16 protein-coding genes and 3 tRNA genes are annotated in these 18,745 nt (G+C 54.9%); 12 read left to right on the forward strand and 7 right to left on the reverse strand.

The annotated features are described in order from the left end of the window. Positions 1–405: 405 nt before the first annotated feature. The gene (locus ACZM8Y_RS14720) at positions 406–1,917 is read right to left on the reverse strand and encodes an APC family permease (protein ID WP_337431535.1); all 1,512 of its coding nucleotides are present in this window, start codon (positions 1,915–1,917) and stop codon (positions 406–408) included. A 681-nt stretch (positions 1,918–2,598) separates the two neighbouring features. Here ACZM8Y_RS14720 and ACZM8Y_RS14725 point away from each other — a divergent pair. Further along, positions 2,599–3,672, forward strand: a complete 1,074-nt coding sequence (locus ACZM8Y_RS14725) for an ABC transporter substrate-binding protein (protein WP_482334695.1) — start codon at positions 2,599–2,601, stop codon at positions 3,670–3,672. Between the two features lie 1,018 nt (positions 3,673–4,690). Here the strand turns inward: ACZM8Y_RS14725 and ACZM8Y_RS14730 are convergent. Then, on the reverse strand, positions 4,691–5,482 hold the full coding sequence (locus ACZM8Y_RS14730; RefSeq protein ID WP_487479988.1) for a TlyA family RNA methyltransferase: 792 nt from the start codon (positions 5,480–5,482) through the stop codon (positions 4,691–4,693). A 204-nt stretch (positions 5,483–5,686) separates the two neighbouring features. On the opposite strand from ACZM8Y_RS14730, the gene ACZM8Y_RS14735 reads away from it, so the two are divergent. The 3 genes from ACZM8Y_RS14735 to ACZM8Y_RS14745 all read left to right on the forward strand — a co-directional run bounded on the left by ACZM8Y_RS14735 (position 5,687) and on the right by ACZM8Y_RS14745 (position 7,941). Beyond that, entirely contained in the window at positions 5,687–6,370 is a 684-nt protein-coding gene (locus ACZM8Y_RS14735) for an HAD family hydrolase (protein WP_487479987.1), read from the forward strand. Positions 6,371–6,471: 101 nt separating this feature from the next. Continuing rightward, positions 6,472–6,558: transfer RNA gene (locus ACZM8Y_RS14740), tRNA-Leu, on the forward strand. Between the two features lie 576 nt (positions 6,559–7,134). After that, positions 7,135–7,941, forward strand: coding sequence for a sulfite exporter TauE/SafE family protein (locus ACZM8Y_RS14745; RefSeq protein WP_479860098.1), 807 nt, complete (start codon positions 7,135–7,137; stop codon positions 7,939–7,941). Positions 7,942–8,346: 405 nt separating this feature from the next. Here the strand turns inward: ACZM8Y_RS14745 and ACZM8Y_RS14750 are convergent. After that, a tRNA-Lys gene (locus tag ACZM8Y_RS14750) sits at positions 8,347–8,422 on the reverse strand. A 57-nt stretch (positions 8,423–8,479) separates the two neighbouring features. On the opposite strand from ACZM8Y_RS14750, the gene ACZM8Y_RS14755 reads away from it, so the two are divergent. After that, a complete protein-coding gene (locus tag ACZM8Y_RS14755) occupies positions 8,480–8,728 on the forward strand; it encodes a hypothetical protein (protein ID WP_482333856.1) in 249 nt (82 codons plus the stop codon). 274 nt (positions 8,729–9,002) lie between these two features. Continuing rightward, the gene (locus tag ACZM8Y_RS14760) at positions 9,003–9,587 is read left to right on the forward strand and encodes a GNAT family N-acetyltransferase (protein WP_482333854.1); all 585 of its coding nucleotides are present in this window, start codon (positions 9,003–9,005) and stop codon (positions 9,585–9,587) included. A gap of 189 nt (positions 9,588–9,776) precedes the next feature. Here the strand turns inward: ACZM8Y_RS14760 and ACZM8Y_RS14765 are convergent. Further along, positions 9,777–9,852: transfer RNA gene (locus ACZM8Y_RS14765), tRNA-Lys, on the reverse strand. Between the two features lie 101 nt (positions 9,853–9,953). On the opposite strand from ACZM8Y_RS14765, the gene ACZM8Y_RS14770 reads away from it, so the two are divergent. The 5 genes from ACZM8Y_RS14770 to ACZM8Y_RS14790 all read left to right on the forward strand — a co-directional run bounded on the left by ACZM8Y_RS14770 (position 9,954) and on the right by ACZM8Y_RS14790 (position 15,030). After that, the gene (locus ACZM8Y_RS14770) at positions 9,954–11,822 is read left to right on the forward strand and encodes a protein-disulfide reductase DsbD family protein (RefSeq protein WP_487479986.1); all 1,869 of its coding nucleotides are present in this window, start codon (positions 9,954–9,956) and stop codon (positions 11,820–11,822) included. A gap of 2 nt (positions 11,823–11,824) precedes the next feature. Next, a complete protein-coding gene (locus ACZM8Y_RS14775) occupies positions 11,825–12,601 on the forward strand; it encodes an RNA methyltransferase (RefSeq protein WP_479859182.1) in 777 nt (258 codons plus the stop codon). After that, positions 12,598–13,035 (forward strand): hypothetical protein, encoded by a 438-nt coding sequence (locus ACZM8Y_RS14780; protein WP_482333849.1) that lies wholly within the window; start codon positions 12,598–12,600, stop codon positions 13,033–13,035. The genes ACZM8Y_RS14775 and ACZM8Y_RS14780 overlap by 4 nt, the downstream gene beginning before the upstream one ends. A 357-nt stretch (positions 13,036–13,392) precedes the next feature. Continuing rightward, positions 13,393–14,067: a 16S rRNA (guanine(527)-N(7))-methyltransferase RsmG gene (locus ACZM8Y_RS14785; RefSeq protein WP_479859181.1), complete on the forward strand. Its 675-nt coding sequence runs from the start codon at positions 13,393–13,395 to the stop codon at positions 14,065–14,067. A gap of 720 nt (positions 14,068–14,787) precedes the next feature. Then, positions 14,788–15,030 carry a phage regulatory CII family protein gene (locus tag ACZM8Y_RS14790; RefSeq protein ID WP_302553808.1) on the forward strand — a complete coding sequence of 81 codons (243 nt, stop codon included), beginning with the start codon at positions 14,788–14,790 and terminating at the stop codon, positions 15,028–15,030. A 600-nt stretch (positions 15,031–15,630) separates the two neighbouring features. On the opposite strand, the gene rarD is transcribed toward ACZM8Y_RS14790, so the two are convergent. From rarD to ACZM8Y_RS14805, 3 genes are all read right to left on the reverse strand, one after another. Beyond that, positions 15,631–16,539, reverse strand: coding sequence for an EamA family transporter RarD (gene rarD, locus ACZM8Y_RS14795; RefSeq protein ID WP_479859180.1), 909 nt, complete (start codon positions 16,537–16,539; stop codon positions 15,631–15,633). A 74-nt stretch (positions 16,540–16,613) separates the two neighbouring features. After that, positions 16,614–17,168: a hypothetical protein gene (locus tag ACZM8Y_RS14800; RefSeq protein ID WP_302553813.1), complete on the reverse strand. Its 555-nt coding sequence runs from the start codon at positions 17,166–17,168 to the stop codon at positions 16,614–16,616. A gap of 74 nt (positions 17,169–17,242) precedes the next feature. Beyond that, on the reverse strand, positions 17,243–17,704 hold the full coding sequence (locus ACZM8Y_RS14805) for an outer membrane lipoprotein (protein WP_005025707.1): 462 nt from the start codon (positions 17,702–17,704) through the stop codon (positions 17,243–17,245). Positions 17,705–17,999: 295 nt separating this feature from the next. Between ACZM8Y_RS14805 and ACZM8Y_RS14810 the strand changes: the two genes are divergently transcribed. Further along, a complete protein-coding gene (locus ACZM8Y_RS14810) occupies positions 18,000–18,239 on the forward strand; it encodes a hypothetical protein (RefSeq protein ID WP_479859179.1) in 240 nt (79 codons plus the stop codon). The last annotated feature ends 506 nt before the right edge of the window (positions 18,240–18,745 follow it).

Raw genomic sequence — 18,745 nt, forward strand, 5'->3', positions numbered from 1 at the left:
AATCCAGTCTTGAAGAATTGTTGCGAGACCTCCAGATAATCTCCAAAGAGCTCTTCCTTTCCAGTTGGAATCTTGTATCAACCACAAACTTAAACACAGCCAAGAAAAAAGCATCAGCCACTTTCCATGACACGGCCTCAGGAGAAAGCTCTCCCTCTCCCTGCGCCTATCTGCGCTGCCCCTCCCCCTTTCCAAGCCGCTTATCCATCCGGGCAGCCGCCGCGCACTCCCCAAAGGGCCTTTGCAGGGACATGCGTTCAAAATGAGTACGCCCGCCCGCGATAAGCCTATCCGTAAAAGCGCAGCAGCCCGCCAGTGCAGGTGCAACACGGGACAAGGCCGCAAAAAAGCCGGGGCCGTCATAACCGGCCCCGGCTTTTCCCATCAGGTTAGGGGAGGGAGCGCCTAACCCAGTTCAGCAGCGGACTTGGCGTCGCCCTCTTCAAATTCCTCTACGTTCTTCGGGGTGAAGAGCAAGGGACGGTCAACGGTTCCGAGGAGCATATACTGCATGTTCTTTTCAGGGATGGTACGCAGGATGGAAACACGGCTGAAGTAGAAGCAGGCGCCGATGGCTACCCATGCGAACAGCATGATCCACGATTCAAACCCGATGGCGGCCGGGGAGCCGGGCACAGCCAGCATAAGGAAGCAGGCGATGGAGGTCAGGGCGCCGACCACAGCCACGGACTTGCTCCACCACGGGGCCTTTTCCGCAAAGCGGGCGGCGTACTTGTAGGCGACAAGGCACGTGGAGAAGTAGGCGAGCGCGGTGCCCATAGCGGACATATCGACGATCCAGTTGAGGGCGGAACGGCCGAAGAAAGGCGCGATAAGGGTCAGGACGAGGGTGAACAGCACGGCATTGGTCGGGGTGCCATACTTGGGATGCACCTTAAGGAACCAAGGATGCAGGAACTTGCCGCGGCCCATGCTGAACAGCAGGCGCGTGGTGGCCATGAAGAAGCCGTTCATGCCGGTCAGGATGCCCGCGAGGACGGGGACGGCGAGGATCAGGCCGCCGAAGCGTCCGAAGGCCATGTCAGCCACAGCGCCGGTAGCCCATGTGTGGTTCTGCCCAAGAAGGTCAGTATAAGGAATGATGACGGCCACGGAAATCAGGACAAGGGCATACAACGCCGCACCGCACGCGATGGAGTACAGCATCAGGCGGCGGGATCTTTCAGGCGGGAAGTCGAATTCTTCAGCGGTCTGGGGAATGGTGTCGAAGCCGACGAACAGCCAAGGCGTAATCGCCACGATGGAGATGATGCAGGCCCAAGGAGAACGGCCTTCAGCGAATATGGGCGAAAGGTTGTCAAGCGACGCGGTGGAGGTGGAGAAAGAGCCCACGGTCAGGATGAGCACGCCGGCCACCAGCGCAAAAGCGAGGATGAGCTGGATGCTGCTGGCGAAGTCCATGCCGCGATAGTTCATGTAGCCGAAGAAGAGGAAAACGCAGGTCATCATGGCCAACTCACCGGCATACACGTCCCAGCCGGCTACGCTGTACAGATACCCCACGTCGAACACACCCGGCAGCAAGGCGCGGCTGAGGAGGGCCAGCGCGGTGCCGTTGGCGGCGATGACGCAGAGGTAGCCAAGGATGAGCGCCCATCCGCAAACAAACGCCCAAGCCTTGCCGAAACCGACATAAGCGTAGGTGAACGCACCGCCGGCCACGGGATATGCCTTGACGAGGATGCTGTACGCGAGGGCGACGAAGCACAGGAGGCCGCCGCCGACAATGAAGGCCAATATGCTGCCGACAGGCCCAGCTTCGGGGAGGAAGCGCGTGCCGGGGAGGATAAAGCAGCCCCAGCCGATGATGGCGCCTACGGCAAGAGCCCAAACTTCAGCCGGGCTCATCGTTTTCTTCAGTTCTTCACGTCCGCTTTCAACATGTTCGTTGCTCATGACCAAAAGTCCCTCTTTGTCTTCGCGTTTCAAGAGCGGTTTCTTCGCGCTCTCTTTCGTTCACCGCCGTACACCGGCTTTGAACGAAAAAGGACGCATCATCCAAAAACTCTATTGGAACGTCGGGATTGTTCCCGAAGGCACTAACCCTTTAGCAAGTGCCGGGCCAAAATAGCAGGACAAGCACAGCAACGAGGCTTTTATCCATACTAATCTCTTGAAATAAAAAAATAATATTTTTCCATTTTTCAAATAATCCACCAAAACGTTCTTTTCCTCACAATGAGACACAAATGTCCCGTAAAGAATCCGTTATCCTGTATTTTATGTATTTCTAACGAGTTAAACCGAACTACCCTCATGGGGCATTTTTGTCCCACGGGACATTTTTGTCCCATCAATAGCCTCATCTTTTGGAGTACGCCTTATTCGTATAGGTTGATTCGTCAAACAGCCTCAATATGTTGAGGCCGCAAGGAGAAAAAGCCGCCTTCCACTCGTCCCCAAACGGAACGGAATGAGGCAAAACATACGTGAAAAACACAACTTCTTGGCAATCGGGCACAAACCCGGTATGAATCAAGCAGAATCCATAAGAAGTGATTTTTCTGTCAAACCTGATTGTTTCCATTCCTCCTACTCCCCACTTTTTCTTAAGGCCATCTTATAAAGGACAGAGCCATGCGGCGCAGTACGCTGTTCGGACTATTCGGCATTGTTGCACTTCTCCTCAACCTGACGGCGGCGCACTCGGCCGCCCAGCAGGAACCTGCGTTCAAACTCGAAACGGGCTGGCTCCCCGAACATGAAACGTTCCTCATCTGGTACGCCAAACAAAAGGGCTGGGACAAACAGGAAGGGCTCGACATCGTCCTCAACAGGTTCGATTCGGGCAAAGAGCTGATCGGCAACGCGGACAAGTGGGCCATAGGAGCCTGCGGCGCGTTCCCCATCCTGACCAGCCCCCACCCCGAACGGTTCACCATCATCGGCGTCGGCAATGACGAATCCCTGGCCAATGTGGTCATGGTCCGGCCCGACAGCCCAATCCTCAACACCAAAGGCGCCAACAAGGGGTATCCGAACCTCTACGGCAAGGCCGACGACATCAGGGGGAAAACCATCATTTGCCCCGCATCGTCATCGGCCCAATACCTCCTTGCCAAATGGCTTGCCGCCTACGGCCTGACGGCAGGGGACGTGCGGATCAACAATACGGATGCCGCACCGGGCCTTCAGGCTTTCCTTGGGGGGGAAGGCGACGCCATCGTGCTGTGGGCCCCCTACAGCTACACCGGGGACGAGCATGGGCTTAAGGTCGCGGCCACGTCGCGATCCGCCAATGCCCCGCAGTCCGTACTGCTCATGGCGGATAAGGATTTTGCCGATGCCCACCCAAGCCAAGTGGCCGCCTTCCTGCGGGTCTACCTCCGGGCCGCCCGCATGATGCGCGAGGAATCCGTGGCGGCCCTTGCCGAAGACTACAAAGCCTTCTTCAAAGAATGGGCTGGCAAAGAGATGTCCGATGCCGAAGTCATCAAGGACATCACCATCCATCAGGTGTTCCTGCTTGAGGATCAGCTTCGGATGTTCAGCGCCGGGCATCCCCGCAGCGACATGCAGGATTGGCTCGCCCCCATCATCCGCTTCCACGCGGGGGACGCCTATTCGCAAAACAAAACGGAAGAACTGCTCGGCCTCGTCACAGGAACCTTTCTTGAACAGGTGAAACGCCCTATCCCTGAATACCGATAACACGCCCCAAGAGAGAGAGAGAGAGAGAGAGAGAGAGAGAGAGAGAGAGAAATTCACACCTTCAATGAGCATGACGCCATAACAAATGGCTCTGTCATAGCATATGGTTGTTTATCTCCACAGTATGGTGAAAATACAGCCTCTTTCGTTAGTTTTTTCTTTGCGGAATTCGTGATTAAAGTATTTTGTTACTTATTCCTTTGGAAATTCAAGAAAAAAAGTATCAACCATTTTCTATGACACAGCCTAACAAATTAAAATGCCAACTGAATTTCTTCAAAAGGCCCTGTCATGGCATGTGGCTGTTTCATATCCTCAGTACGGTGAAAATACGGCCTTTTTCTTCAATTTTCCCCTTGGCGGAATCCACGATTAAGGCATTTTGCCGGTTATTCCTTTGGAACCTCAAGGAAAAAAGCATCTGCCATTTTCTAAGTCGTGTCATCAACTAGATATAATCTATTGAAATTATTAAACCATTTTCAAGGCATAAAAGATTTTATTTAATAATTTCAAATAATTATATATCAAATAACGACACAACCTAGGACACAGCCTTTCAAAAAACATCAAAAAAGGGAATGCCTCACAAGCTCCATTCCCTTTCAGCCACCCATCCGGGGTAATGCACTGTGGAAAAGCCGCGCATCAGCGCCGCTTCCCATTCATGCCTTCGGTTTCGGGAAACCATCCACATACAACTGTCCCCCTTTCCCCCGAAGGGCGAACGGCCCGCACCCTCCACCCCATCGCCACCATAAAAAAACAGCCCGATCCATTTCCATTGGATCAGGCCGTTTTCTTCTTTCCCATACATGGCAACGGACGGACAAACGCCATCCAGTCCCCTCCACATCTTTTCCCCTCAATACCCCGGCAGGCCCAACAGACAAAGGGACTCCTGCCGTGCAGCCTCCCCACCAGTCGAAAGTCTTGGGAAAGGAGGGGGTGCGGGGGAGGAATAGCCCTTCTCCAGAAGGGTTTTCCTCCCCCGCCTATCCTCATCCTATCCTTGATCTTATTCCTCCACCGCACTTCCGCAGGCCACCCGCCAAGACCCTACGCGGCGCAGGCAAACGATATACTCCTGATTCCCCTTGGGCCCCTTGACGGCGGCGGGCACGACGCCGAGGCACTCAAGGCCGAGACGCTCCTGACAAAACAACAACACCTTGTCCACCGCCTGCTGCCGCAAGGCGGGATCACGCACCACGCCCTTGTCCGTCTGATGCGGCCCCAGCTCAAACTGCGGCTTGACCAGCGCCGCCACCAAGCCGCCCTCTTTGAGCCAACGCACGCAGGGAGGCAGGATCAGCGTCAGGGAAATGAAAGAGACATCAGCAACGATGATGTCCACCGGTTCGGGAATCAATGATTCGGGAGCCGTGCGCAAATTCGTCCCTTCCATGCTGATGACCCGCGGATCGCGGCGCATACGCTCATGGAGCTGCTCCTTGCCCACATCCACAGCGTACACCTTCGCCGCACCGTGCTGCAGCAGGCAGTCCGTAAACCCGCCCGTGGAAGCCCCGGCGTCCAGACAGACGAACCCGGCCACATCCAGCTTGAAATGTTCTATGGCGGTCAGCAGCTTATACGCGCCACGGCTGACGTACTTCTCAATGCCGACCAACACGAAGGCCGTATCCGGCGGATATTTGTGGCCGGGCTTATCCACTTTTTGCCGTACGCCGGAAACATCCTCCAGCGCCACCTTGCCCGCCATGATCAGGCGTTTCGCCATTTCACGGCTTTCCGCCAAACCTTGCGCAAAAACCAACTCATCCGCACGTTCCTTACCCTGCGCCATACTGCCCCCGCTTCCAAAAAATCGCCGCAATGCCGCGGCACCGCGCTAGAGTTAGCAAAATCCAGCCGCGATGCAACCCACAGCATTCGATCCGCACGGGATTCCCCCTTGAAAGACGCGGCGTCCTTTGTCATGCTGCCGTCGCACCCGTTCCCTTTCCCCGTACACGGCACGGCGGATGCAACGGATTTCAAAGGAACAGCTATGGACAAGCCAAACTATCGCGCCGCCATCTTTGATCTTGACGGGACATTACTGAACACGCTCGACGATCTTGCCAATGCCGCCAATGCCGCGCTGCATTCAGCCGGTTACCCGCAACATCCCGTTGCCGCGTATCGCCAGTTCGTCGGCAACGGCCTGCGTATGCTCGTCCGCCGCGCACTGCCCGAAGGGGAAGCGGATCGGCTTGGGCCTGCGGGGTTTGAAACACTGGTGGGGCGCACGGGCGACAACTATGCCCAAAACTGGGCCGCAGCAACGCGCCCCTACCCGCATATCCCCGAACTCTTGCAGGAACTCCAACGGCGCGGCATCCCCTTGGCCGTCGTGACGAACAAGCCGCACGAGTGGACGCTCCATATGCTCAAGCACTACTTTCCCAACGAACCTTTCCTGTTCATTCAGGGGGCTATGCCGAACCTGCCCCATAAGCCCGATCCCGCCGGGGCCCTCAATGCGGCCCGGCATCTTGGCGTTGCCCCACACGAAGCGGCCTTTGTCGGGGACAGCAATGTGGACATGCTGACGGCCCGCAATGCCGGAATGACTGCTGTCGGCGTCGACTGGGGGTTTCGAGGTGCTCAGGAGCTGAAAGAAAGCGGCGCGGATACGATCCTCTATGATCCGCTGGAGCTTCTTCCTCTTTTTGAAGGGTACGCATCCTAAACCTATCAGCGTATGCGCACATTGCGCAGACCGGAAGCCGGAGGGAAAACAGGCCCGCCTGTTGACTCCTCCCCATGATGCACGTATTCTCAATGCCCCACGCCCGGATGGCGGAACTGGCAGACGCAAGGGACTTAAAATCCCTCGGCCTTATGGCTGTACGAGTTCAATCCTCGTTCCGGGCACCAAAAAAATAAACAGGTTACAATAAAACCTAACACTGTTTACATCTAAGAATAAGCCCCCTCAGTTTGCAACTTTTAAATGCAAATTCGGGGGGCTTTTCTTTTGCCGTTTTCAGATGGTTACCTACGAAAGCTCAAAAAGGGGGACAAGGCGAAGCACCATGACGAGGGCGGCCTGAACCTCTTCCTTTCGCCAGCAGGCGGAAAGCTCTGGCACCATAAAAAACAAACGGAGACGACATGGATACGCCCCGTTTTCCCTTCAAAAGAAGCCCCTTCATGTTCACAGCTGCAATTGCGAATGCACGGAGGGTCTTCTTTTTCTCTCCCTCCTTCCCTCTGCCTCCATCCCCCTACAGCTCTTCCGGCATAACACAGTATATTGACGGAATATTTCTCCGTACGCTGTGGGCCGAAAGGCTTACTCCCCGCAGGAAGGACTCGCCGTACATCTGGAAGAACCCCGGAAGCCTATCGATCTCTGACGGCTGATCTGCTATCACTGGATTCTGGGGGAAACCTCCCGATATGATAGGGCCATCGAAATTGTTTTCTGTCTTTTTAAAAAGGAGGGGCATTATGCTTTCCATGTTCGGCTTTCTTGTGCTTGGCGGGGCCTTTGTGGGGCTCCTTTCCGGGCTTCTCGGCGTCGGCGGGGCGGTAATCATCATGCCCCTGCTCAACGTGTTTTTCGACCGCCTCGGTTTTTCCGTGGACATGACGCAGCACCTATCGCTCGGCACGTCCCTCGCCACCATCCTATTCACATCCCTTTCCAGCGTGCTGGCGCACAGGCGCTATGGTTCCGTGCGCGCCGACATCTGGAAAAAAATGGCCCCCGGCATCATTGCGGGCACGCTCGGCGGCGCGCTCCTCGCCCCACACCTTCCGGGGTTATTCCTGCGCGGCTTTTTCGCCTTCTTCATCATACTGGTCGGCGTCCATCTGCTCATCAATTCCACCCCCCAGCCAAAGACGGGGCGGCTTGAACGGGCCATGCTTCCGGTCAGCATACTCATTGGCCTGATTTCAAGCCTTGCGGGCATCGCCGGAACCATGCTCTGCGTGATCTTCCTTGCCTGGGCCGCGATCGATTGGGCCGACGCCGTAGGCACGTCCGCCGCCCTGAGCTTGCCCATCACCCTAACCGGAACCCTCGGATATGCCATCTCAGGGTGGAGTGTCCCGGATCTCCCTCCCTACTCCGTAGGTTTCGTGTACCTTCCCGGCATGTTCTGCCTGCTGGTTTCCAGCATGCTCATGGCCGTCGTGGGCGCACGGCTGGCCCACTCGCCACGATTGCCGATGCAGGCCTTGCGCCGTTGTTTCGCATTCGGCACTATCCTCCTCGGCCTTTCGATATTCCGCTCCGTCCTCTTCAGATAATCCCGGCATACCCTAGGCCGTGTTTTTAATCAGATATAATCTACTGAAATTATTTAATCATTTTCAAATTACAAAATACTGTTTTTAATAGGCTCTGTTATAGTTTGTGGTTGTTTCATCTCCACAGTGCTATGAAAATACAGCCCTTTTCTCCGGTTTTCCTTTTGGCGGAATACAGGGCTAAGGCATTTTGTCGGTTATCCCTGTGGAACTTCAAGGAGAAAAGCATCAACCATTTTCTATAACACAGCCTTTTAATAACTTAAAACAGTTACATAAAAAATAACAACATAACCTAAAAGGAACACAGCGCGGGCGCATCCCGACCGCGTTCCCCTCGCTGCCTCCCGGCAAAAGAACGCAAAAAATCCCGGCAGGAAAACCTGTCGGGATATTCTTTTTTGCTGGTGGGCCATCGGTGACTTGAACACCGAACCAACTGATTAAGAGTCAGCTGCTCTACCAATTGAGCTAATGACCCAAGGGTATTTTGTCCGCGCTCATCGCGCGAAAACGGATGTATCGAAAACGGAGGGCCATGTCAACACATTCTTCGCACTTTTTGGATTTTTTCCTCAATAAAAAGAAAGAACCTGTTTTTTCAACTAGTAAGGAGACAACATCTTTCCTCTCTGCTTCCCGCCGCTTCCCATACTCCCCATCAGCCGACGCAGGAGAACGCGGCATCACACAATGGGGCTCCTACAGGTTTTCCGCATCAAAAACGCCATACATTTTACCAGCATCATCCGGCTTGCTGTTGAATATGCAAAACAATATGCCTTAATTTGACAAGGCTCTATCATAGTACATGATTGCTTTGTTTTAGTAATATATTGAAATACATACTTTTTATCTAATCTTTCCGTTGATGGGATCTGTGATTGGGGGATTTTATTGGTTATTTCTTTGGAATTTTAAGGAAATAAAGCATCAACCGTTTTCTATGGCACAGCCTTTGACAAAAAGTCACCGGAATCCTAAAATGAAAATAAGCATCAGGTTATTTTTCTATTCAAAAAATGATGTGTCATTTGATATATGATTGAAAAGGAATATATATGGATTTTACAAATACGCCGACATTGGAAACGGAGAGGCTTCTCTTACGGAGATTCACTGAAAATGATTTATATGCCTTGTTTGCAATACACAGCGATAAAGAAGTAAACACGTATTTGCCCTGGTTTCCATTACAATCCATAGAGGAAGCAAACCTTTTCCTTAAAGAAAGGTACTTGGACACCTACAGCCAACCTTACGGTTACAGGTATGCGATTTGTTTAAAAACCGACAACCTTCCAATTGGCTATGTCAATATAGATGCCAATGAACCCCATGACCTTGGCTATGGGCTGCTCAAAGCCTTTTGGCGCAACGGCATTGTTACTGAAGCGGCCAATGCCGTCATCCATCAAGCCAAGAAAGATGGCATTCCTTACATTACGGCCACGCATGACATCAAGAATCCCCGCAGCGGAAATGTTATGAAACGTCTGGGGATGCTCTATCAATATTCGTATAAGGAACAATGGCAACCTAAAGACATACTGACCACGTTCCGTATGTACCAGATGAACCTTGATGGGCAAAACGAACGGGTATATAAAGGTTATTTGGAGCAATCACTCAATCAATCCGGCTAAAACCTGCCCTCTGCCGCTCCTGAGATGCCCCTTACCAGTGGGATGGGGTAGGCCCTTTCCCAACAGGAACCCACAAAATGACAACCACCCTTTACGGGTGGCTTATTGTTTTAGCCGCTGCACGCCCTCAACAGGCTAACGACATAAAAAAGGACTTTCGATTCCTCGAAAGTCCTTAATTTGTTTTGCTGGTGGGCCATCGGTGACTTGAACACCGAACCAACTGATTAAGAGTCAGCTGCTCTACCAATTGAGCTAATGACCCGTGCCTCGCGGCGTGAAAAGAGGTTTAGTCCAAATAAGGGGCAAGTGTCAATACCCTTTTTGCAAAAGGGAAGAAAAAACGCTACCGTCCACCCCATGAAAATGAAAAACACACTCCATATATGGCTTATACTCTGCCTTGCCGCAGGTTTCCTGCTGTATGCTGCGGCTCTTACCAATGCGGAATCACTTCCTTTTTCATTGGATACGGAATATGCCGAGCTGGACGGGCATCCGGCGGCCGTGCTCTGGGTGACGCCGCAAAAAGGCTACCACACCTACTCCCACTACGCGGACGCCCCCATTCCCACCAGCTTGAACGTCCTCGACGTACAGGGACAACCCGCCGCAGCCGCAACCCTCTACCCGCAGGGGCAGCTTACGCCCGACACCTTCGAGCCTACAAAGCAGATCCTCGCTTATACCTCCCGGTTCCCGATCTTCATCCGTTTCGATGCCCCCGTACCCGGCCCCCTCTCCGCCGAGCTTTCCATGCTCCTCTGCTCGGACAAAAACTGCGTCTCCGTGCAGCAAACGGTTTCCCTCACGTTCCCCCAAACGCTGCCTCCGCCGAGCCCCGCCGCTCTGGAGGCGTATGGGCAGCTCGGCAAAACCGTTTTCCCCACCCTTTCCGAGCCCGTGCCTCCGCAGGCCCACCCACAGCAATCCGTCACCCCGCTGACGCCGCTTTCCGGGCCGTCCGCCCGGCTTGCCCCCGGAAGCCCCGCTGAGCCTGAAGAATGGCGGTTTATGCCGCGCTTCTCGCAGGAATCCCTGGAGCCCACAGCCCTCGGCACGGCCCTGCTCCTCGGATTGCTGGCGGGCCTTATCCTCAATGTCATGCCCTGCGTGCTGCCCGTGCTGACCATGAAGGTTTCCGCCCTGCTGAGCGCATCGGGCCATGAAACAGAAAGCCGACGCCTCGCCCATTTCCGCAGGCACAACGTACTGTTCGCCGCCGGGATCCTGACGTGGTTCCTCGTGCTGGCCTTTTGCGTCGGCGCGCTCGGATTGGCGTGGGGCGGCCTGTTCCAGAACACCCACCTCGTGTATGGGCTGCTGATCCTCGTCTTTTTGCTGTCCCTCTCCCTGTTCGACGTGTTCACGCTGCCCGTGCTCGATTTCAAGGTCGGCGCGTCACGCAGCCCCAAAATGCAAGCCTACCTCACCGGCCTCGTCGCCACCCTGCTGGCCACCCCATGCAGCGGCCCCCTGCTCGGCGGCGTGCTCGGCTGGGCGGCACTCCAGCCCCTGCCCGTAATCGCCGCCGTATTCACCGCAACCGGGATCGGCATGGCCCTGCCCTACCTCGTCCTTGCGGTTTGGCCCGGCGCGGCCCGCATCCTCCCCAAACCCGGCGCATGGACGGGGATCATGGAACGGCTGGTCGGTTTCTTCCTCATGGGCACGGCCATCTATCTGCTGTCCATTCTCCCCGAATCGCAACGGCTCCCCGCGCTCGTCACCCTGCTCGTCTGCGCGCTGGCGGCGTGGATCTGGGGGCACTGGGGCGGATTGCGGGCCTCTGGGCTGCAAAAGCTCTTTACGGGCGCGCTCGCGCTCCTTATGGTAGGCGGCTCCATCTGGTGGAGCGTGCGGCCCGCGCCCGAACCCGCGCCGTGGGAAGCGTTCCAAGCGGACACGTTCCGCTCGCTGCTGAAAAAAGAACCGTTGCTGGTCGAATTCACGGCGGATTGGTGCCCCTCCTGCAAATTCCTTGAGCAGACCGTGCTGACGCCCAAACGCCTGCACGCCATCGCGGAACGCTACGGGCTGCGCCTCATCAAGGTGGATTTGACCCGCCCCGACCCGAAAGCGCAGGCGCTGCTCCGCGCCATCGGCAGCGTCAGCATCCCGGTCACGGCCATTTTCCCCAAGGGCCTCCTCTCAAACAGCCCCATCGTGCTCAGGGATCTGTACACGGCGGGCCAGCTTGAGGACGCCCTTTCCACCCTGTCTCCCCGGAAGTGAATATGCTTGTGCAAGCTTCGCAGGATGCCCTGCGGCATCTGGAAATCATTATGGTGGGAACCAAGTTCCCGGAAAACATCGGCATGGCGGCCCGCGCCTGCGCCAACACGGGCTGCGGGCGCCTGACGCTCGTCAGCCCCGTATGGTGGGATAAGGAAAAAGCCCGGCCTCTGGCCACAGCCAAGGGCGAGCCCCTGCTCGACGCCATTGAGGTCAAACCGGCGCTCGGCGAGGCGCTCGCCCCCAACGTCCTGACCTTCGGCACCACGGCCCGCACGGGCGGATGGCGGCGCGGCCTGCTGACGCCGGAACAGGCCGCCGGTGAAATCGCGCCCCTGCTCCATGAAGGCAGCCGGGTCGCCATCGTGTTCGGCTGTGAGGATCGCGGCCTGAGCAATGCCGACATCGAACAATGCCAGCGCCTCGTGACCATCCCCACCGCTGGGGAGGCTTCTTCGCTCAATCTGGCGCAGGCCATCCTCATCCTTACCTACGAATGCATGAAGGCCGTCAGCCGCGTAGACCCGCAACCGCCGCTCGGAAACGATCCCGGCCAGCAGTCGCGCCGCATCACGCACGAGGAACAGGCCCTGCTCTACGCCCGGCTCAAGGAAACGCTCCTCGCCATAGATTATCTCAAAAACGACAATCCCGACTATTTCCTGATGCCCCTGCGCCGCTTCCTCGGCAAGTCCGGCCTGAGACGGCACGAAATGGATATGCTCATGGGCATCTGCCGCCAGGTGGACAATCTGCGGAAGGCAAGCGGGAAAGGATGAACGGCAACGCCTCCGGCGGCAGGGTGCTCCCCCTCCCGCCGGAAGCAGTCCCGATTTTAAGCATGGCGTCGGCGGCGTTCAGAGTATTCCCCGCGTCCTTCGGGGCAGTCTTTCCGGAAGGCCCTCGCCGCCGTGCACGGCGGGTATTCCCCGTGTCCTCCGAGGGCAATCCCCCAGAGGCGGGGATGAAGCCGGAACACAGCGGTATTCTTATACCGGGAGTGGTCAACTCCCACACCCGGAGCGTGGATTGCCAGTTGGCATTCTCCGTGTCCGCCGGGAGTAGTCTCCGGGGACTGCCCGACAAGCTCGCCGGAGTATTCCCCGTACCCGAAGGGGGAGTCTTACTGCTGGGCCAGTTCAGTGAACTTGTTGTAGGTATTCCTCGTACCCGCAGGGGGAGTCAGGTGCACTTCAGGGCATGGCGGCATTGAAAGAGTATTCCCTGTACCCACCGGGGTAACCGCAGTTCCGCGCCCGGCTCCACGGTCACATACGGGTACTTCCCGTACCCGCAGGAGGCAATCCCCTTACGGCCTCATCCCAAAATTCCATGTTGGTACTTCCCATACCTGCAAGGGGCAACCTCAAGCAAGCCAAGGCGAAGAACGCACGAAAAGCATTCCCCACGCCCGCCGGGGCAGTCCGTCCCTGACGTTCCGTTCACCCTTTCCAAATAGCGCTCCCCTCGTCGGCCGGGGCAGCCGGGCGCGGCAAACTCCCACGCTGTACGAATGCGCGCCTTACGGGTATAACCGCCTCTCACCCCTCTACAGCATCAAGGAGTCGCCATGCGTCCATCATCCGTATCCCCGTATGATCTTCAGGACTGGGCCAAACGCGCCGGTTTCGAGCTTGCCGAAGAGACGTTGCACCCGCTCGCCGGATATATTGGCCTGCTCATGCAGTGGAACAAGGTCATGAACCTCGTCGGCACCCGGACGGCTGAGGACACCTTTTTCACGCTGGTTGTCGACAGCCTGCATCTTGGGCGCTTTCTGCGCGAAGATGTGAAATGCAGCGCCGCACCATGCTGCTGGGATCTGGGATCGGGAGCCGGGCTCCCCGGAATCCCCCTGCGCATGATCTGGCAGAAAGGCGATTACTGGATGGTCGAAGCCCGTGAAAAACGCGCCTTGTTCCTGTCCACAGTCCTCGCCCAATACCCCCTGCCCGGAACCCATGTCTTCCGGGGCCGGGCCGAAGCGTTTATGGCCGGGCCTCCCGCGCGGACAGCGGATCTTGTCGTCAGCCGGGCGTTTATGCCGTGGCCCGGCGTTCTGGAACTCGTCAAAGGCAGCCTGAACCCCAACGGCGTGGCCGTGCTGCTTTTGCGTGACCGCCTCCAAGAATCTCCAGACTGGGAACAGGCCGCAAAAAAATGGCGTATTGCCGGGCAGTATGCCTACACAGCGTCCCGCACGCAACGGTATCTGTATGCCCTGACCGCTCACGGCGCGCTATAGTTCACAAAACAAGACCGCCTGAAAAGGCCTTATCAGCCCATTGATTTTTTTGGCAATCGCCCAAAAGCCCTTTTAATGGGCTTTTTTTATTGGCTCTGTCCTATAAAGATACGTTTATTTCATCTCCGTAGGACAGTGAGAATACAGCTTTTTTCAGTTTTCCCTTTGGCGGAATCCACGGCTAAGGCATATTGCCGGTTATTCCTTTGCAACTTCAAGGAAAAAAGCATCATCCATTTTCTAGGACGTGTCGCCAATTAGATATGATCTATTGAAATTATTTAACTATCTTTCAAGCCACAAAAAGATTATTTTCAATAATTTCAAATAATTATATGCAATATAACGACATAACCTAAAACACAGCCTGTTTATTTGGCTCTGTCACATAGCATAGCGTTGCTTATTTTTGTAATATACTTAAAATATAAACTTTTTCCAAGTTTTCTCGCTGATGGACTCCATGATTGAGGCATTTTATTCGTTATTCCTTTGGAATTGCAAGAAATAAAGTATCAACCGTTTTCCCTGCACAGCCTTTTTATTTAAGCAGTGATTTTAGCCGGATAACCAACTTGGCTATGCTTACTCCCTTTTTATTGAAGAAAAAGGGGCACGAAAGGCTCCAAAAAAAATCTAATGGCCTTGTCTTCCAATGAGAATCAGGTATAGCTAAGAACAGGTGGTGTTGTTTGAACACGCAACCAAAGGAGAACCCTTATGTCCACCAATCTTATTTCTGCCGTCCATGATATCGTTTTGGAAAGCGGCCTTGGTGCCAAAAACATTGCCGCCGCCGTGGGCAAACCGTATTCCACCCTGCTGCGTGAAGTGAACCCCTTCGACGACGGCGCGAAACTCGGCGCGGAAACCCTCGTCGACATCATGCGAGTCACTGGCAATATCCAACCGCTTGAGCATATAGCCGAACAGTTCGGCTATGAGCTCAAGCGGACCCACTAACCACCTCCCTATACAATGCCTCCTCAAGCCCAAAGAACCGTCATGAAACACACCACCCTATTGCCCCGCCTGTCGGGGCTTTTTCATATCCTCCCCTTCCAATAAAAAAATCCTCGGCAACACGAGGATTTTTTTATTGATACACGCAAGGATGGAACGCCCATACAGTTTTCCCATATGGCACCTAACGGAACCGCCCCCTTTCGTCCATGCGCCCATACATCCAGCAGTAGAAAAAGGCTGTGTCACAGGAAATGGTTGATGCTTTCTTGCAAGGCTCTGTCATAGTATATGGTTGCTTCATCTCCACAACACGGTGAAAATGCAGACTTTTTCTTAAGATTTTCCCTTTAGCGGAATCCATAGCCAAGGCATTTTGCCGGTTATTCCTTTGGAACTTCAAGGAAAAAAGCATCAACCATTTTCTAGGACACAGCCTCTTGAAATTTCAAAGGAATAACCAAGAGAATGCCTCAGCAGAATCCGCCAATAGAAAAATTGAAAAATCTGTATTTTCAACATACTGCGAAGATGAAACAACCACACTCTATGGCAGGGCCTAAAAAAGATGAAGCACGGCGCCTCGCCTTTTCCGCCCCCTCAATGCGGCAAATGCCGCGTCTGCCGCCAGCTTTCAACCGTATACAGCAACAAGGCCAACCAAATGAAGACGAACGTCACCAACGTGGTCGGATTCAAAGTTTCCTTAAACAGAAATATGCCGAGGAAGAACGTGCAGGTTGGGGAAATGTATTGCAGCAGGCCAAGCGTCATCAAACGCATATGCCGGGCGGCATAGGCGAACATGACCAACGGCAAGGATGTGACCGGCCCGGCAAGAAACAACAAAAAGCTCTCCCGAACCGTCGGGCTGCAAAGAAAACCCTCCCCATTCCAGTAGAGATGCAGAATCCAGCCGAGCGAAAAGGGTATCAACACGATTGTCTCAATGAACAAACCGGGAAGCGCCTCAACGGAAACCGTTTTTCGGATAAAGCCATACAGTGCAAAAGTGAAAGCCAGCGACAGGGCCAGCCACGGAAACTGATTGTGGCCCAAAAAACTCAGCAGGACGCCGGTACAGGCCAACAAAATGGCTATCCCCTGAAGCCGCGACGGCCGTTCACGCAAAAAAAGGAAGCCGAACAGCACGTTCATAAGGGGATTGGTGTAATATCCGAGGCTCGTTTCAAGGATCTGCCCGGTACTGATGGCCCATATGTACAGGAACCAGTTCAAACCCACCACGCAGGAACTGGCGAACATGGTCAGGGCCACGCGGCGGTTGCGGAAAGCACTGACGACCTCCGCCCAGCGCCCTGCCAGTAAAACGACGGGAAGCAAGGTCACAAACGAAAAAACGATGCGGTAACACAGGATTTCAAACGGAGCCACGGCATCCAGCATATGCCAGAAAACGACCAGAAAGCCCCAAATGAGAAAGGCGCAAAAACCCGCCAACAGACCGAGCGAATCGCTCTTTACGGACGGAACGGCAAACAACGGCATACTCCACCTTCACAAAGACAGCCACCCTGCGCAAAACAGGATGGCTGTCCACAATACGGCAAAAACGTCCGAGCCTAGCGATTGAACGAACGGGCGAACAGATCCGAAATGGCTTTGCGTCCGTTGGCTTCCATGAACCGGGTCCCCGTGGCGGTGAAATGCGTATGTTCAATGACGGGCTCTTCCACCTTGACCCAAGCGTCGTTCAGCCAGCGATACCAGCCGTCTTGATCCTGATCGAACACAAGGAGGGGCTTGTTGCAGATCTTGGCGAATTCGGCACCCCAGCCCGTACCGCCCTTGACGGTCTGGTCAGGCTGAATATTGCCCACGACCACGACTTCCTGACCGCTGCTGACCTGCCAGCAAATGGACTGAAGAACCTTGCGGAACAGGGGGGCCTTCGTAAATTCCCGCCCCATGAGGCGGGAAACATACGTCAAGCTCACATCTTTCAGGGCCAATTCTTCGGAAGTGAGGACGCGTACGCCGCGCTTCCGTTCGATCTGATGCCCATCAAAGCTGTAATTCACTTCTTCAATGCCCCAAGCCTCGGCCTGCGCGCCGAAAAACTGCTCGGTTCCGGCGGCCCCGCCGCTGAAAAGAACACACTGTTTCGGATCCAGCATGGATGCTCCTTGGTTGTTCGTCATGCCGACGCACGACGGATTATACGATGCCGCAATACGGCGTTCCTGAAAAGCTAACGGGTCACACGCGCCGAGCCGTCACTGCCGCGCAACACACGGACGCGTTCCCCCGGGGAAAACTGCTGATCGGCGGCCTGAACAATGGACAGTTGCTGCCCGTTTTCCAGTTCAACCGTAATTTCAAGGCCATTCTGCTTGGTCAGCGCCTTCTCGCCGGCATAGCCGCCAGCCGCGCCGAGGGCTGCTCCAGCGATAGTCGCCAGCGTCTTCCCGCGTCCACCACCAACCATATTGCCGAGCACGCCGCCGACGACGCCTCCGCCCACTGTCCCAAGGACGGCGGGCCGATCTTCCTCAAGCGTAACAGGCTGCACGGAAACCACCGTGCCGTACTGTACCGTTTGAGCGCTGCGCACCTGACTGCCGGAATAGGTATTGCCGCTGTAGTTGGTGCAGCCCGCCGAAAGCATGGCGAGCGCAAGCATACATACGGCTACATGTTTGATTTTCAGCATAAGAAACCTCCAATCGAAAGTCAGGATGAGAACCCTGCACTTTTCAAACTCCTAGCATAATGAGGGCGCAGGGGCAATTCCCTGATATGAGGTTTCCCCGCCATCGGCACCGGCAACTTTCCAGCTCCACGGACAACTCCCTGATGTATGGCCCCCCCCCATGAGATGGAGTGAGAATATAGGGGATGGAAGGCTCCCTTCTTGAATAGCTTCCATCCCCTTTTGCATCCCATTATGCCCTCCAATCATTTACCTTTGTACACATGGTTAAAAAACGCCTCTGAGGACCGCATCTTTGCTTTTGCAGCGCTTCCTAGAGGCTGTGCAGCAGCAAACGATTGAGTTTTTTGGCCTTGTAAGAATATCTGGTTATTTTATCTCTGCAATACAACACTACAATTATAGAGTTTTTATCCAATTTTCTGCCGATGGACACTATGGTTGGGGGATTTTGGGTTATTCCATTGGATTTCAAAAAAGCATCAACCGTCCTATGGCACGGCTTCATGTTGAAGTTCCAAGTGACAGCCAATAACAGCCCGCGATCGTAGGGTCTGGCAAGCGGGAAAAGCAGAAAAAAACGGTATGCCTGTCATGCGTTAAGGAAGGATATCACGCCCCACGACAGGGGCTTCTTACAGGCATTGCATGGAACTGGCGGAATACGGAGAGGGAGAGAGGGAAGGTTACGGGAAGGAGGCTGGGGCCGTTAGAAGGAGAGAGAGAGAGAGAGAGAGAGAGAGAGAGAGAGAGAGAAGGCTCTAAAGGCGTAGAGGGAAGAACTCCGGGTGGGAGCTGGAAAAAAGCGGGAGGGAAGCCTGGGAGGAGGGAGGGCGAGGCTGAGGAGAAAAACGGGGGAAGGGGGAGGATTGCCTGATTGGGGATTGCGGAGGGGATACAGGAGTGCCTGCAAGACAAAAAAACAACGGGCCATCTCCGTAAGACGGCCCGTTGGAAATAAAGTCTTGGCGTTGTTCTACTTTCCCACGTAAGAATGCGCAGTATCATCGACGATGGAGAGCTTAACTGCCGAGTTCGGAA

It is taken from the genome of Bilophila sp. (genome assembly GCF_057864385.1).

Coding starts and splice junctions, on each gene's coding strand:
- ACZM8Y_RS14720 (WP_337431535.1), bottom strand. CDS start 1,917: ATGAGCAACGAACATGTTGAAAGCGGACGTGAAGAACTGAAGAAAACG.
- ACZM8Y_RS14725 (WP_482334695.1), top strand. CDS start 2,599: ATGCGGCGCAGTACGCTGTTCGGACTATTCGGCATTGTTGCACTTCTC.
- ACZM8Y_RS14730 (WP_487479988.1), bottom strand. CDS start 5,482: ATGGCGCAGGGTAAGGAACGTGCGGATGAGTTGGTTTTTGCGCAAGGT.
- ACZM8Y_RS14735 (WP_487479987.1), top strand. CDS start 5,687: ATGGACAAGCCAAACTATCGCGCCGCCATCTTTGATCTTGACGGGACA.
- ACZM8Y_RS14745 (WP_479860098.1), top strand. CDS start 7,135: ATGCTTTCCATGTTCGGCTTTCTTGTGCTTGGCGGGGCCTTTGTGGGG.
- ACZM8Y_RS14755 (WP_482333856.1), top strand. CDS start 8,480: ATGTCAACACATTCTTCGCACTTTTTGGATTTTTTCCTCAATAAAAAG.
- ACZM8Y_RS14760 (WP_482333854.1), top strand. CDS start 9,003: ATGGATTTTACAAATACGCCGACATTGGAAACGGAGAGGCTTCTCTTA.
- ACZM8Y_RS14770 (WP_487479986.1), top strand. CDS start 9,954: ATGAAAAACACACTCCATATATGGCTTATACTCTGCCTTGCCGCAGGT.
- ACZM8Y_RS14775 (WP_479859182.1), top strand. CDS start 11,825: ATGCTTGTGCAAGCTTCGCAGGATGCCCTGCGGCATCTGGAAATCATT.
- ACZM8Y_RS14780 (WP_482333849.1), top strand. CDS start 12,598: ATGAACGGCAACGCCTCCGGCGGCAGGGTGCTCCCCCTCCCGCCGGAA.
- ACZM8Y_RS14785 (WP_479859181.1), top strand. CDS start 13,393: ATGCGTCCATCATCCGTATCCCCGTATGATCTTCAGGACTGGGCCAAA.
- ACZM8Y_RS14790 (WP_302553808.1), top strand. CDS start 14,788: ATGTCCACCAATCTTATTTCTGCCGTCCATGATATCGTTTTGGAAAGC.
- rarD (WP_479859180.1), bottom strand. CDS start 16,539: ATGCCGTTGTTTGCCGTTCCGTCCGTAAAGAGCGATTCGCTCGGTCTG.
- ACZM8Y_RS14800 (WP_302553813.1), bottom strand. CDS start 17,168: ATGCTGGATCCGAAACAGTGTGTTCTTTTCAGCGGCGGGGCCGCCGGA.
- ACZM8Y_RS14805 (WP_005025707.1), bottom strand. CDS start 17,704: ATGCTGAAAATCAAACATGTAGCCGTATGTATGCTTGCGCTCGCCATG.